The sequence below is a fragment of the Ectopseudomonas chengduensis genome, assembly GCF_900102635.1.
GTDB lineage: Bacteria > Pseudomonadota > Gammaproteobacteria > Pseudomonadales > Pseudomonadaceae > Aquipseudomonas > Aquipseudomonas chengduensis.
Genome location: NZ_FMZQ01000001.1, coordinates 867,692 through 881,744 on the forward strand (window position 1 = coordinate 867,692; position 14,053 = coordinate 881,744).

The window sequence follows — 14,053 nt, forward strand, 5'->3', positions numbered from 1 at the left end:
CTGGCTGGGTCATCGGGGGCGCCGCTATGCATGGCGCGTGCCAGGGATTCTAACCGTAGCCTTCGTACCGCTGTCAAAAAGGTTATTACATTTTTCTAAATCGCCCCGAGGCGCCCTGTCGCAAGACGCCTCGGAGCGCACTCGCCGACCTCAGAACCAGGCATCCTGCATACCCAGGCAGGTGTCGTCGCGAGCCTCGAGAATGGCAAGCTCGTGGTGGCAGCTCGGCACCTCCCAGGTCAGGAAGTAGCGCGCCGCCTGCAGCTTGCCGCGATAGAAGGCCTGCTCCTCGGCATTGTCGCTGCGGGCCAGGCCTTGCTCGGCGCGAATCGCCTGTTCCAGCCAGCGCCAGCCGATCACCGTGTGGCCGAATACCTTCAGGTACAGCGCCGAGTTGGCCAGGCCCTGATTGACCTTGCCGCTCATCAGATCGCCGAGCAGCGCCAGGGTCACTGCCTGCAGGCGTGCCAACAGCTGCTCCAGCGGCTGGCGCAGGGCGGTGAGCGATTCATGAGCGCTGGCGCGCTGGCAGCAGTCGTTGATCAGCTTGAGCAGTTGCTTGAGTGCTGCGCCGCCGTTCTGCGAAACCTTGCGCCCAAGCAGGTCGAGCGACTGGATGCCGTGGGTGCCTTCGTGGATCGGGTTGAGGCGGTTGTCGCGGTAGTACTGCTCCACCGGGTATTCGCGGGTGTAGCCGTGGCCGCCGAGGATCTGGATGGCCAACTCGTTAGCCTTGAGGCAGAACTCCGAGGGCCAGGATTTGACGATGGGCGTGAGCAGGTCGAGCAGTTCCAGGGCACGGGTGCGCTCTTCGGCGGTTTCCAGGGTGTGGGTGTCGTCGAACAGGCGTGCGGCGTACAGACCGAGGTCGAAGGCGCCTTCGACGTAGGCCTTCTGGGTCAGCAGCATGCGCCGCACATCGGCGTGCTCGACGATGGAAATCTGCGGGCTGCTCGGGTCCTTGCCATCGGGCTGACGGCCCTGCGGACGGTTGCGCGCATAGTCCAGCGAATACAGGTAGCCGGCGTAGCCGAGCATGATCGCGCCCATACCGACGCCGATGCGCGCCTCGTTCATCATCTGGAACATGTAGGAGAGGCCGGCGTGCGGCTTGCCCACCAGGTAGCCGACGCATTCGCCGTTGTCGCCGAAATTCAGCGCGGTGGACGTAGTACCGCGCCAGCCCATCTTGTGGAACAGGCCGGCCAGAGTCACGTCGTTGCGCGCGCCCAGCGAGCCGTCGTCGCCCACGTGGAACTTGGGCACCAGGAACAGGCTGATGCCCTTAACGCCGGGCGGTGCATCCGGCAGCTTGGCCAGCACCATGTGCACGATGTTCTCGGAGATCGGCTGGTCGCCGCCGGAGATGAAGATCTTGTTGCCCTTGATGCGGTAGCTGCCGTCGGCGTGCGGTTCGGCCTTGGTGCGAATGTCCGACAGCGACGAGCCGGCGTGCGGTTCGGTCAGCGCCATGGTGCCGAAGAAGCGGCCATCGATGATCGGCTGCAGGTAGCGGGACTTCTGCTCCTCGCTGCCGAAGGCCTCGATGAGGTTGGCCACGCCCATGGTCAGCATCGAGTAGGAGCTGGTGGCGATATTGGCTGACTGGAAATGCGCGAAGCAGGCCTGTGACAGCAGGTTGGGCAGCTGCATGCCGCCGTGCTCGAAATCGCGGGTGGCATTGAGGAAACCGGCTTCATGGAAGGCACGCAGGGCGGGCTCGACTTCGGGGATCAGCACCGCGCCGCCGTCGACGTACTGCGGTTCGTGTTCGTCGTTCTTGCGATTGTGCGGGGCGAACAGCTCTTCGGCGATACCGCGCGCGGTGCTGATCGCCGCATCGAAGGTCTCGCGGTTGTGATCGGCGAAGCGCGGACGCTGGGTCAGTGCTTCGGCGTCGAGCACTTCATAAAGTTCGAACGCCAGGTTGCGGGAGCTGAGCAGGGTCTCGGACATGGAACGGGCCTCCAGATGATCGACCGAGTCTAGGCAGTCTGCCGCCTGACTGCCCAGCATCATCATCGGCGGTGATAGTCACTGGTTGGCCGATATGAGTAGGGCGGGTGCAACCCGCCACTCCGGTAATGGCGGGTTGCACCCGCCCTACGGCATCAGTTGACCGTCATACCCGCGAACGCGGGAACCCAGGAAATTGGCGGAGCCTAGGCTCCAGCCTGCGCGAGAGTGCCAGTTGTCATGTCGAACGACCGAGGCTCTGTGCCAGCTCACGGGTCAGCTCGGCGGCAGGCATGGGCCGACAACTTGCGACGTTCTGCCCGGCCCACAGCGGTGAAAAGTCGCCGCTGCCCCGCGCCTCGGCCGCCGCGCGCAACGGAGCGATGGCCGCAGTGGCCAGGGGGAAGGCTGGCGCCTGCGTGCTCAGCGGCCCCAGCTCGCGCATCAGGCGATTGACGATGCCGCGTGCCGGGCGACCGCTGAACAGGTTGGTCAGTGCGGTATGGCGCGCCGCAGGGCTCTGCAGTGCTGCGCGGTGCAGGACGCTGGTCGTGGCTTCCGGGCACAACAGATAAGCACTGCCGACCTGCACGCCAGCGGCGCCGAGGGCCATGGCTGCGGTCACGCCACGGGCATCGCTGATGCCGCCGGCGGCGATCACTGGTACGTCGAGGGCATCGACCAGTTGCGGCAGCAGGGCGAAGGTGCCGAGCTGGCGGCTAAGGTCGAAATCCAGAAAGTGCCCGCGATGGCCTCCGGCTTCCAGTCCTTGGGCGATTACCGCATCGACGCCGCGTTCCTGTAGCCACAGCGCTTCGTCCAGGGTGGTGGCGCTGGAGAGGATCTTCGCCCCGCTGCGGCGTACTCGCTCCAGCAGGTCAGGCTGCGGCAGGCCGAAGTGGAAGCTGACCACCGCCGGGCGAAATTCCTCCACCAGCGCGGCCGCTTCGGCGTTGAACGGCAAACGTCCGGGTCCGCCGGCAATGCTCGCCGGGTCTACGCCCAACTCGTCATAGTAGGGCGCCAGCGTTTCGCGCCAGCCAGCCTCGCGGGCCGCGTCCGGCTCGGGCGGCACATGGCTGAAGAAGTTGAGGTTGAACGGCCGCTCGGTCAGCTCGCGCATCGCCTGCAGCTCCTGGCGCAGGGCGGCAGGCGTGAGCATGGCGCAGGGAATCGAGCCGAGGCCGCCGGCCTGGCACACGGCGGCGGCCAGGCGATGATCCTGCGAGCCGGCCATCGGCGCCTGGATCAGGGGCAGGTCAGTGTTGAGCAGGGCGGTGAGAGACATGGGATGGCTCCATTTCAGCATGGGATCGTGGTTCGGACACCTGCCAGGCCCACAGGACGGCCCAGAGCAATGCCGTCGTACCGATAAGGAAGCTGCTCGTGAGGCTATGGCCGGCGGCAGTCCAGTGTTGCACCAGCCAGGGGCCGAGCAACTGGCTGCCGCTGTACAGACTGATCAGCAGGGCGGCCAGGCGCAAGCCTTGGTCCGGGTTGAGGGCGCGGGCCAGGCGCTGGGTCAGCAATACGGTGCCGAGGAAGGTCCCTCCGACCAGCAGCGCACAGGTCATGACGCCAAAGGGACCGGGCAGCAGGATCGGCATCGTCACGCCGAGCAGTTGCAGCAGGTAGTTGGCCAGCAGGGCACGACGATCGCCCAGCCAGGCGCCGGCATGATTCCACAGCGTCGCCGAGAGCAGGCAGGCGAGCGCCGTCCACCACCAGTTGCCGACCAGTAGCGGATGACCGGCGGGCAGCTGTTCGCGAGCCAGGGCCGGCAGAAAGGTCAATGGCAGGATGTAACCCAGGCCTGCTCCCAGATAGGCCATCAGCAACGCCAGGTTGTGGCTGCCGAACAATGCGCTACGGGCGGTCGCGGGTGGCTTGTCGGGCAGATCACGCGCCAGGCGCCTCAGCATCGGAGCGCAAAACAGCGCCAGAGGCAGGGCGCACAGCGCGATCGGCAGCCAGCGCATCGGTCCCTGCCATGAGGTTATGGCCACCAGCAGGCCGCACAGCAACATGCCGCCACCCAAGCCCAGATAGACCAGGCCGCTCAGCGCCGTGGCCTGGCGCAGGGCAAGCCACTCCAGCACCAGGGCCGGGGCCAGCACGAAGACCACGCCGTTGCTGACGCCGTTGGCCAGGCGCAGGGCGGCCAGCAGGTCGACGTCGTGGGTGAACACCTGGGCCAGGGTCAGGCCGGCATTGACCAGCAAGGCGGCCGGCAAGCCCAGGCGTAGGCCGCGCGGGTTGGCCATGAACAGCGCAAGCAGGGCGCCAAGCAGATAGCCGAGATAATTCCAGGTCGCCAACTGGGCGCCTTGGGCCAGATCGAACAGGCCGTCGTCGAGCAGCAGTGGCAGCAAGGGGGTGAAGGCGAAACGGCCCAGCGCGTGGACGACCACCAGCGCCAGTGCGGCGGCGAGCAGGGCAGTGAGGTGGGCGCGGTCGAGTCTGGGCATAGGGTCTCCGTTCGTGCTGCCCACCTTAGTCATTGTCGTTGCTTGATGGTTAGTGAAAAATATTGCGTTCTATTTTCACTTTTGGTGAATGTCATGGATGCCTGGCAACGACTCAATCCGCAGCTGCTGCGTTATTTTCTCGCCGTGGCTCGGGAGGGCTCGCTGAGCGCCGCCGGCGTGCGCCTGCACTGCGTGCCGTCGAACGTCTCGGCGCGCCTTCGTCAATTGGAGCAGCAACTGGACATCCGGCTTTTTCAGCGTCAGGGGCAGCGTCTGCGAGTGACTGCGGCCGGCGAACGCTTGTTGCCCCATGCCGAGCATCTGGAGCAGCTTTGCCAGATGGCCTGGCGCAGCGTGCAGGAAGATATCTGGAGCGGCGATCTGCGTCTGGGCTCGATGGAAACCACCGCCGCGGTGCGTTTGCCTGAGCTGCTGGCGGCTTTCCACCAGCGGGCTCCGCGAGTGAACCTGCAACTCAGCACCGGGCCGAGCCGGCGACTGGTCGAGGGGGTGTTGTCAGGAGAACTGGACGGCGGATTGATCGGCGGGCCGTTCGAGCATCCTCAGCTCGACTGCCTGCCCATCTGGCAGGAGGAACTGATGCTGGTGCTGCCGCCCGAGCAGGATGGCACCCAACTGGAGAGTCGACCGCAGACTCTGCTGGGTTTCCCCGATGGGTGCCATTACCGCGAGCGCCTTGAGCGCTGGGCCGTCAGTCGTGGTTTGCAGGTGGCGGCGCGGCAGAGCTATGGCTCCATCGATGCGATCTTTGCCGGCATTGCTGCCGGTATGGGGATCGGCCTGTTGCCACGCAGCCTGCTCGACAGTCACCCGCGTGTGCATCTGGTGCAATACCAGGCCATCGCCCCTGAGCTTGGCGCAACGACTACATTGTTGGTACGTCGTCGCGACGCCGGTGAGCACCCGCCGCTGGCCTTGTTGCTGGAGCTGATGCGCGCGTAAAGCCCTTCCAACGGGTAAACTTGGCGACCGCTTCGGAGACCTCCATGAACTACCGCCACGCCTTCCATGCCGGCAACCACGCCGACGTACTCAAGCATTTGGTGCTGACTCGCCTGATCAGCCTGTTGTCGAAAAAGGAGGCACCTTTCGCCTACCTCGACAGTCATGCCGGACTCGGTTTGTACGACCTGCATGGCGATGCGGCCAGCCGTACCGGCGAGTACCTGGAGGGTATCGCACGCCTGTGGCAGGCCGAGCACCTGCCGGATGCCGTGGAGGCCTATCTGGAGGTGGTGCGGGCGATGAATCCGGATGGCGAGCTGCGCTATTACCCCGGCTCGCCCGAACTGGCGCGGCTGCTCAGCCGTGAGCAGGATCGTCTGCAGCTCAACGAGAAGCACCCCGAGGATGGCCGCCTGCTCAAGGACAATATGCGCGGCGATCGCCGCGTCGCTGTGCACCTGGGCGAGGGCTGGCTGGTGCCGCGGGCGCTGATGCCGACCCGCGAGAAACGCGTGCTGCTGCTGATCGACCCGCCGTTCGAGAAGGCCGATGAGCTGCAGCGCTGCGTCGAGGCTTTGAACGAAGCGCACGGGCGTATGCGCCAGGCCATCGTGGCGATCTGGTACCCGATCAAGGATGAGCGACAGCTGGCGCGCTTCTACCGCGATCTGCAAAAGAGCGCCGCGCCCAAGCTGCTGCGCACTGAGCTCTACGTGCACGCGCCGGACGACGCCACGCGTCTGAGCGGCTCGGGTCTGGTGATCAGCAATCCGCCATGGGGCCTGGAGGACGAACTCAAGCAGCTGCTGCCCTGGCTGGCCGATGTGCTTGGCCAGAGCCAGGGCGGCTGGCGCCTGGATTGGTTGATCGAGGAAGCGCCAAGCGGCAAGTCATAAGCGCGTAGCCCGGATGAAATCCGGGAGCCGTGGCCCCCGATCCCCGGATTGCATCCGGGCTACAAGGGGCTCAAGCGGGCTTGTGGTTGGGCTCGATGTGGTAGCTGAGATTGCGCCGCGGGCTGAGGTACTCCAGCACCTCCAGCGGTAGTTGCGAGGGGCGCAGGCTGCGGGCGATGGCGAGCTTTGGCTCCTGGGCGAGATCGACGATCAGGGCTTCCTGCTTGGGAATGTCGGCGTCGTAGAGAATCAGCGTCGGTTTCAACGCCTGAGTTGGGTTCATGCCCAGCACCAGCGCATAGCGCTCATCTTCCAGCTGCACCAGGCTGCCCGGCGGGTAGATGCCCATCACGCGAACGAAGGCCTTCAGCGCCACCTCGTCGAATTGTTCGCGCTGCTGCTTGAACATCAGCGCTAGGGCTTCGTGTGGGCTCAGCGCCTGGCGCGGGTCGAGCGGGTTGCACAGCCCGTCGAAATGGTTGGTGATGGCCACCAGACGACTCAGGCGGCCGATAGCGGCCTCGCGCAGCCCACGCGGATAACCACTTCCGTCGCAGTGCTCGTGATGTTCATGGATGATGCGCAGCACCTCGTCATCGAGCATCAGCTTCTGCCCCATGCGCAGGCCGAAATCGGTGTGCATTTGCAGCAATTGCTGCTCCGGGCGGGTCAGCGGCTCGGGCTTGAGTAGCACCTTGCTCGGTACTTCCAGCTTGCCGATATCGTGCAACAGGGCGCCGAGGCCGAGGCTATGACAGGCCTCGCTGTCGAGGCCGAGCTGGCGCCCGAGCAGCAGGGACAACACGGTGACGTTGAGGGCATGGAAGTAACTGTCCTCGGCCGCCTTGCCGGTGATGCCATGCAGCACCACGCCAGGCGTCCCGAGCAGCGTCTCGACCATCTCGCTGACGATGGCGCCGGCCTGGCGCATGGCGTCTTCCGGGCGGCTGCGCAGGGTCTGGTTGAGCGTCTTGATGCGTTGGCTGGCCTCGATGAAGCGGCGATCCACCTCGGCCAGGCGGCTGCGCAGGTGGCGCAGTTTCTCCACGCGTTCTTGGCGTGCCTGACTTTCCGGATCGACCGGCGGTTCTTCTACAGGAGGGGTGGTGACGCTGTCGACGAGAGGCGCGGGCAGGCAGTCGCTGCGCGCCGGGTCATAGCGCAGCTGCTTCAGGTTGAGCGCGCGCAAGGCGCGAATCTGCGCTTCGTCCTTGATCTTGAAATTGCTGAAGGCGAAATCATGCTCCCACCAGCTCAGGTCCAGATGGACGTAGAGACCGACGCAAAGCTGATCGGGGGTGATGGTAGGGAGAGTGGCGGGCATGCCGGGCTCGTCAATCGATGGCTAATTGCCCGCAGTTTAGTCCGGCTGATGGCCTGAAGGCATTAGTTGTTCAGGCCATCACATCGATGCTGTTGCCCAGGTTGGGCGGATTGCTGGGGGCGCTGACCGGTGCAGCTGACTGCACCAGCCCGGTGATATTGGCGGCCTGCAGCTCCAGCGTCTTGCGCAGCAGCAGAAGCGACATCTGCGCGGAGATCTGCGCCGATGCCTGACTCGATACCTGGCTGGAAATGCTGCTCAGCTCCACGACCCGTTACCCGTGCTCAAGATTCAGGGGGTAGACATACGCCTGTTCCGCCGAGGCCGCAATAGCCGCCCGGATTCTTCGCCAGGTATTGCTGGTGGTAGGTCTCGGCGTAGTAGAAGGTCGGCGCCTCGGCGATTTCAGTGGTGATGCTGCCCACTCCGGCCTTGTCCAGCTCAGCCTGGAAGCGTGCCTGGCTGGCTTTGGCGGCGCTCAGTTGAGCGTTGTCCTGGCAGTAGATCGCCGAGCGGTACTGGGTGCCCTGGTCGTTGCCCTGGCGCATGCCCTGGGTCGGGTTATGCACTTCCCAGAACACCTTGAGCAGCGCTTCGAAGCTGGTCTGCTGCGGATCGAACACGACCAGTACCACTTCGGTGTGTCCGGTCAGGCCCGAGCAGACTTCCTCGTAGGTGGGGTTGGGCGTGAGGCCACCGGCATAGCCGACCGCCGTGCTGAACACGCCAGGCTGTTGCCAGAAGCGTCGTTCGGCGCCCCAGAAGCAGCCGAGACCGAATACTGCCTGTTGCAGGCCGGCGGGGAAGGGCGCCTTGATCGGGTTGCCGTTGACGTAATGAGTGTCCGCTACTGGCATCGCCTCTGTGCGGCCGGGCAAGGCCTGCTCGGCAGTCGGCAGGACATCCTTGTTAACGAGAATCTGGGAACGCAGAACCATGGCGGTCTCCTGGAAGTGGGTAGGTAGTGGACTACGCGCAGTGAGGCGTATTACGTCCGTTGGTCGGCCTGTGGCCGGCAGGGGTAGCGGCGCAGGCTGTCGATCAGTTCGCGGCCGGGAATCGGCTTGTCGAACAGGTAGCCCTGGCCTACGTCGCATTGCTGGCGGCGCAGGAAACCGAGCTGGGCGCCAGTTTCGATGCCTTCTGCGACCACCTTGAGCTTGAGGTTGTGGGCCATGGCAATCACCGCTGAGGTGATCTCCATGTCGTCCTGATTGTCGGGAATGTCCTTGATGAAGCTGCGATCGATCTTGATCACGTCGATGGGGAATTTCTTCAGGTAGCTGAGCGAGGAATAACCGGTGCCGAAGTCGTCCATGGCCAGGGTCAGGCCCAGGCTCTTGAGACGGCCGAGCTGGTGGCGGGTGTCCTCGGTCGCTTCCAGCAGCAGGCTCTCGGTCAGCTCCAGTTCCAGCAGGCGCGGGTCGAGCTGTTCTTCGTGCAGGATGGCGGCGATGGAGCCGACCAGATCGGGGTCGGAGAACTGCTTGGGTGACAGGTTGATCGCCACCTGCAGTTCGCCCATGCCGATGGCGGCGATCTGCTTGCTCATGCGGCAGGCCTGGCGCACTACCCACTTGCCGATGGGAATGATCAGTCCGGTTTCCTCGGCGACGCTGATGAACTGGTCAGGGCGGATCATGCCCTTTTCCGGATGGTGCCAGCGCAGCAGCGCCTCCAAACCCAGCAATTGGCCGTTTTTCAGGCACAGCTTGGGCTGGTAGAACACCTCCAGCTCACTTTGGGTCAAGGCTCGGCGCAGGTTGTTCTCGACGAACAGCTTGTAGTTGGCCTCGGCATTGAGCTCTTCGGTGAACAGCTGCACCTGATGCTTGCCGTTGGCCTTGGCCTTGTGCAGGGCAAGGCCAGCGTGCTTCATCAACGTCTGCGGGTCGTCGCCGTGTTCCGGTGCCAGGGCCAGGCCAAGCGAGCCGGTGATGCTGATCAACTGGTTATCGACGAACAGCGGCTTGTCCAGGGTCTGCAGCACCTGATGAGCGACGCGCAGGCCGCTGTCCTGATCGCAACCGTCGAGCAGGATGGCGAACTCGTTGCTGGCGAAGCGTGCCAGTGTGCCCTTGGCGCCGAGGCTGTTGCGCAGGCGCCGGGCCAGGGCCGAGAGCAGCTTGTCGCCGGTCTGGTGGCCGAGGCTGTCGTTGATCCGCTTGAAGTTGTCGATGTCCACCAACAGCAGGACCAGCGGCTGCTGCGTATTCTGAGCAAAGCGTTGTTCGAGGCTGCGGATGAACGAGGGGCGATTGCCCAGGTTGGTCAGGTTGTCGGTGTAGGCCAGGCGTTCGATGCGCTGCTGTGCCAGCTTGGCTTCGGTGACGTCTTCGTAGATGCCGATGTAGTGGGTCAGCTCGCCATCGTCGCCATACACCTTGGATATCGACAGATGGCCCCAGTAGGGGTCCAGGTTCTTGCGTCGGCTGCGGAACTCGCCCTGCCAACTGCTGTGCTCGGCCAGACTCGAACCGGCATCGAACAGCAGGTCGCTGAGGTTGTTCAGCGCCGGCAGCTCGGACAGACGGTGGCCGCAGACCTCGTCGCTGCTGTACAGGGTGATGGCCGTGAAGCTGGGGTTGACGTACTCCACCCGGCCGTCGCGGTCGACCAGCAGAAAGGCGCTGGCGCTCTGTTCGACGGCGCGTTGGAACAGATGCAGGGCGCTGGTGGCGCTGCGTTTCTGCTGGTTGATCAGCACCTGGGCGAACTGATCGGCCAACTCGCCGGCGAAGGCGATCTCGTCGGCGTGCCAGGTGCGTAGGCCGCCGATGTGCTCCAGGCAGAGCACGCCGACCACTTCGCCTTCGATGCGTATGCTGGCGTCGAGCATCGAGCAGATATCCAGCGGCTGCAGGTAGCTGGCGGCCAGTTCGCAGGTGCGCGGATCGTGCTGGGCGTCGTGCGCGTCGATGGCGCGGCCGCTGTGCAGTGCTTGCAGGTACTGCGGGAAATTACGTGCGTTTATCGACGGTAGTTGTTCGTGGCGGTCCAGGTCGCGGCGGTACAGCGACACGGAATCCAGGTGATGACTGCCCAGCTTCCAGATGCCGGCGCGAGCGACACCGTAGACCTCGCAGGCGGCCTGGGTGATCAGTTCGGCCGCTTCCTGCTGAGGGTCGCTGGAGGTGTAGCGCTGGCGCGCCAGACGCACGATCAGCTGCTGCTGGGTACGTGAGCGGGCGAGGTGTTGCAGGTGGTCATTCTGGGTGCGCTGATATTGCTGCAGCGAGCTGCGCAGTTGCTGATTCTGCGTGTACAGCTCCTGTTCGGCAGGGGCGAACTGATCGAGGCTCTCGTCCGCTACCAGCAGATAGCCGCGCAGCAACTGGCGGTTGCGCTGTTTGAAGGGTTCGCCCATCTCCAGCAGGGTCAGAGCACCTTGCGGGGTATGTAGGGTGTAGCGCACCAGGTAATGCGGGCCTTGCAGCAGTTGCTGCTGGATGGCGTCGTGCAGGCGATAGCGCGCCTCGGGCTCCATCAGGCTGGCGTAGGGGGCATCCACCAGCGCGCAGAGATCGCTGGCGCTGATACCTAGCTGGCGTTCGCAGGCCGGGTCGAGAAACAGCAGTGCCCAGCTTGGCTCGTTCAAGCGCTCGAAACGCAGCATGCCGAGCCGCGAGGGCACTGGCAACTGCGTCACAACCTCGGCTGCCGAGCGTGCGCTGGCATCGGGATGGCTTTTCATTGGGCGGCGGGCTTCCAGTATGCTGACCAGGCGAGGCATCCGTTCTCAGTACAGGGCCGCTGCTGCCAGAGGGCGCAGCGGCACGGACGGAGGCTAGGGCTCAGGCCTACTTCACTATAGCGTTCGGCAAGGGTGCATCATGCAAGCGAGACTGACAAGAAAACTCATGGCCATGGTGCTTGGCGGAGCACTTTTTACGGCCATACCCGCGGTTGCCGGCGCCGATGATGCGGCGACGCTGCAGGGTGCCGAGCAGGCTGCTTATCTGGACGGGCTCAAGCGTCTTTATCTGACCGACAACGAGCGCAATGCGTTGCTCGCGCACAGCAATGCATTGCTGGAAACCTACGCCCTGCGCGCGGGTTACCAGGTTGGCCAGGCGCAGCGGCAGGACCTGCTGTATCGCTTCAATGTCGGCAATGCCGGGGAGCTTATCCTGCGTGAGGAGAGTCGTGGCGCGCAGGGCACCGCCATCTCGGTGCGCAATCAGCGTGTTGCGGTGTTCGGTATCGATCCGTTCATCCGCTACGAGTGTCCGACCGGCGGTATCCGCTGTGTGCTGTTCAACCCGGCGGATGGCAGCCCGTTGCTGAGCATCGTGCGTGATCACCAGGGCGCGGGCGAGTTGGCCAAGGCGCTGAGCTTTCTGATTCGCAATGTGCAGAAGGGCTGAGAGGCCTCACACCGCTCTGAAAGAAAGCAAAAAAAACCCCGCCTGAATGGGCGGGGTTGAGGATGCGAGCGTGGCGTGCTCGAAACGATTTACAGCAGGATGGTGCGGATATCGGCCAGCAGCTGCGACAGACGCTGAGTGAAGCGTGCGGCGGCAGCGCCGTTGATCACTCGGTGGTCGTAGGACAGCGACAGCGGCAGCATCAGCTTGGGCTGGAAGGCCTTGCCATCCCACACCGGCTGCATGGTCGCCTTGCTGACACCCAGGATCGCCACTTCCGGCGCGTTGACGATCGGCGTGAAGCCGGTGCCGCCAATGTGGCCGAGGCTGGAGATGGTGAAGCAGGCGCCCTGCATGTCATCAGCCGAAAGCTTCTTGGTGCGCGCTTTCTCCGCCAGGGCGGCGGCCTCAGCCGCGAGCTGCAGCAGGCTCTTCTGATCGACGTTCTTGATCACCGGCACCAGCAGGCCGTCCGGCGTATCGACGGCGAAGCCGATATGCACATACTTCTTGCGGATGATCGCCTTGCCGCTCGGGGCCAGCGAACTGTTGAAGTCCGGCAGCTCCTTGAGCAGGTGGGCGCAGGCCTTGAGCAGCAGCGGCAGTACGGTCAGCTTGACGCCAGCCTTCTCGGCCACGGCCTTCTGTGCGACGCGGAAGGCTTCCAGGTCGGTGATGTCGGCCGAATCGAACTGGGTCACGTGTGGCACATTGAGCCAGCTGCGGTGCAGGTTGGCAGCGCCGACCTGCATCAGGCGGGTCATCGCCACTTCTTCGATTTCGCCGAACTTGCTGAAGTCCACGGTCGGGATCGGTGGGATGCCGGCGCCAGCGGTGGCAGCAGCGGCAGTCGCCTGCGGTGCGGCCTTGGCCTTGTGCATCATCGCCTTGACGTACACCTGCACGTCTTCCTTGAGGATGCGACCTTTCGGGCCGGTACCGGCGATATCTGCCAGTTCCACGCCGAAGTCACGAGCCAGCTGACGCACGGCGGGACCGGCATGCACCTTGGCGCCATCACGCTTGGGCGCGTTGGCGACTTCGGCGGCAGCAGCCGACAGCGAGGCGATGGCGCGTACTTCTGCGGCCACTTCCGGTGCGGCGCCTTCCGGTACGCGGTGCACTTCCTGGCTGGCTTGCGCTGGCGCTGCGGCCGGTGCAGCGCCCGCGACCTTGAGCTTGAGAATCAGGTCACCAGTACCAACTTCGGCGTCCAGCTTGACCAGCACTTCTTCCACCACGCCGGCAGCCGGCGAGGGGATTTCCATGGAGGCCTTGTCGGACTCCAGGGTGATCAGCGACTGGTCGGCTTCGATGCTGTCACCAGCCTTGACCATGACCTCGATGACCTTGACCTTGCCGTCGGTGCCAATGTCCGGCACGTGCACGTCCTGCACCGAAGCAGCAGCCGGGGCGGCGGCAGCGGGAGCAGGTGCGGCGGCAGGCGCAGCAGCAGGTGCAGCGGCTTGAGCCGGCGCAGCACTGGCGGTTGCGCCACCAGCGGTGCGCAGCTTGAGGATCAGGTCGCCGGTGCCGACTTCGGCATCCAGCTTGACCAGCACTTCTTCCACCACGCCGGCAGCCGGCGAGGGGATTTCCATGGAGGCCTTGTCGGACTCCAGGGTGATCAGCGACTGGTCAGCTTCGATTGTGTCGCCGGCCTTGACCATGACTTCGATGACCTTGACCTTGCCGTCAGTGCCAATGTCCGGCACATGCACGTCCTGTACGCTGTTGCTGGTCGCGGCAGGTGCAGGAGCCGCCGCCGGAGCGGCTGCTTTCGGCGCTTCGGCAGGTGCGGCTGCGGCTTTCGGCGCAGGCGCCGCTTGCGCAGCACCTTCGACTTCCAGCACCAGCAGCTCGTCGCCTTCCTTCAGGCGGTCACCGATCTTGACCTTGATTTCCTTGATCACGCCGGCCTTGGGCGAGGGCACTTCCATGGAGGCCTTGTCGGACTCCAGAGTCAGTACGCTCTGGTCGGCTTCGATACGGTCGCCGACCTTTACCAGCAGTTCAATCACCTCGCCTTCACCGCCGAGGTCGGGTACGCGAATCAATTCACTCATCGCTACGCTC

Annotated in this window: 11 protein-coding genes; 3 read left to right on the forward strand and 8 right to left on the reverse strand. The window is 64.6% G+C overall.

What is annotated here, in order from left to right; genetic code table 11:
• Nucleotides 1-150 precede the first annotated feature (150 nt).
• The 3 genes from BLS08_RS03975 to BLS08_RS03985 all read right to left on the reverse strand — a co-directional run bounded on the left by BLS08_RS03975 (nucleotide 151) and on the right by BLS08_RS03985 (nucleotide 4,424).
• Entirely contained in the window at nucleotides 151-1,956 is a 1,806-nt protein-coding gene (locus BLS08_RS03975) for an acyl-CoA dehydrogenase (protein ID WP_017678598.1), read from the reverse strand.
• A gap of 238 nt (nucleotides 1,957-2,194) precedes the next feature.
• Nucleotides 2,195-3,244, reverse strand: a complete 1,050-nt coding sequence (locus BLS08_RS03980; protein ID WP_064493889.1) for an NAD(P)H-dependent flavin oxidoreductase — start codon at nucleotides 3,242-3,244, stop codon at nucleotides 2,195-2,197.
• The gene (locus tag BLS08_RS03985; RefSeq protein ID WP_090336055.1) at nucleotides 3,216-4,424 is read right to left on the reverse strand and encodes a YbfB/YjiJ family MFS transporter; all 1,209 of its coding nucleotides are present in this window, start codon (nucleotides 4,422-4,424) and stop codon (nucleotides 3,216-3,218) included. Before BLS08_RS03985 ends, BLS08_RS03980 begins: the two co-directional genes overlap by 29 nt.
• A 93-nt stretch (nucleotides 4,425-4,517) precedes the next feature.
• On the opposite strand from BLS08_RS03985, the gene BLS08_RS03990 reads away from it, so the two are divergent.
• Complete coding sequence (locus BLS08_RS03990; RefSeq protein ID WP_045733903.1) at nucleotides 4,518-5,387, forward strand: LysR substrate-binding domain-containing protein; 870 nt, start codon at nucleotides 4,518-4,520, stop codon at nucleotides 5,385-5,387.
• Between the two features lie 44 nt (nucleotides 5,388-5,431).
• Nucleotides 5,432-6,286, forward strand: coding sequence for a 23S rRNA (adenine(2030)-N(6))-methyltransferase RlmJ (locus BLS08_RS03995; RefSeq protein WP_021487818.1), 855 nt, complete (start codon nucleotides 5,432-5,434; stop codon nucleotides 6,284-6,286).
• A 70-nt stretch (nucleotides 6,287-6,356) separates the two neighbouring features.
• Here the strand turns inward: BLS08_RS03995 and BLS08_RS04000 are convergent, their stop codons facing one another.
• The 4 genes from BLS08_RS04000 to BLS08_RS04015 form a co-directional block, all read right to left on the reverse strand.
• Complete coding sequence (locus BLS08_RS04000) at nucleotides 6,357-7,610, reverse strand: HD-GYP domain-containing protein (protein WP_017678603.1); 1,254 nt, start codon at nucleotides 7,608-7,610, stop codon at nucleotides 6,357-6,359.
• A gap of 70 nt (nucleotides 7,611-7,680) precedes the next feature.
• Nucleotides 7,681-7,878 carry a putative motility protein gene (locus BLS08_RS04005; protein ID WP_017678604.1) on the reverse strand — a complete coding sequence of 66 codons (198 nt, stop codon included), beginning with the start codon at nucleotides 7,876-7,878 and terminating at the stop codon, nucleotides 7,681-7,683.
• 16 nt (nucleotides 7,879-7,894) lie between these two features.
• Complete coding sequence (gene msrA / locus BLS08_RS04010) at nucleotides 7,895-8,548, reverse strand: peptide-methionine (S)-S-oxide reductase MsrA (RefSeq protein ID WP_017678605.1); 654 nt, start codon at nucleotides 8,546-8,548, stop codon at nucleotides 7,895-7,897.
• A 50-nt stretch (nucleotides 8,549-8,598) separates the two neighbouring features.
• A complete protein-coding gene (locus BLS08_RS04015) occupies nucleotides 8,599-11,304 on the reverse strand; it encodes a putative bifunctional diguanylate cyclase/phosphodiesterase (protein ID WP_059390754.1) in 2,706 nt (901 codons plus the stop codon).
• 166 nt (nucleotides 11,305-11,470) lie between these two features.
• Here BLS08_RS04015 and BLS08_RS04020 point away from each other — a divergent pair, with 166 nt between their 5' ends.
• Nucleotides 11,471-11,977 carry a hypothetical protein gene (locus tag BLS08_RS04020; RefSeq protein WP_021487821.1) on the forward strand — a complete coding sequence of 169 codons (507 nt, stop codon included), beginning with the start codon at nucleotides 11,471-11,473 and terminating at the stop codon, nucleotides 11,975-11,977.
• An 89-nt stretch (nucleotides 11,978-12,066) separates the two neighbouring features.
• On the opposite strand, the gene aceF is transcribed toward BLS08_RS04020, so the two are convergent.
• Nucleotides 12,067-14,043 carry a dihydrolipoyllysine-residue acetyltransferase gene (gene aceF / locus BLS08_RS04025; RefSeq protein WP_055984347.1) on the reverse strand — a complete coding sequence of 659 codons (1,977 nt, stop codon included), beginning with the start codon at nucleotides 14,041-14,043 and terminating at the stop codon, nucleotides 12,067-12,069.
• Nucleotides 14,044-14,053: the final 10 nt, after the last annotated feature.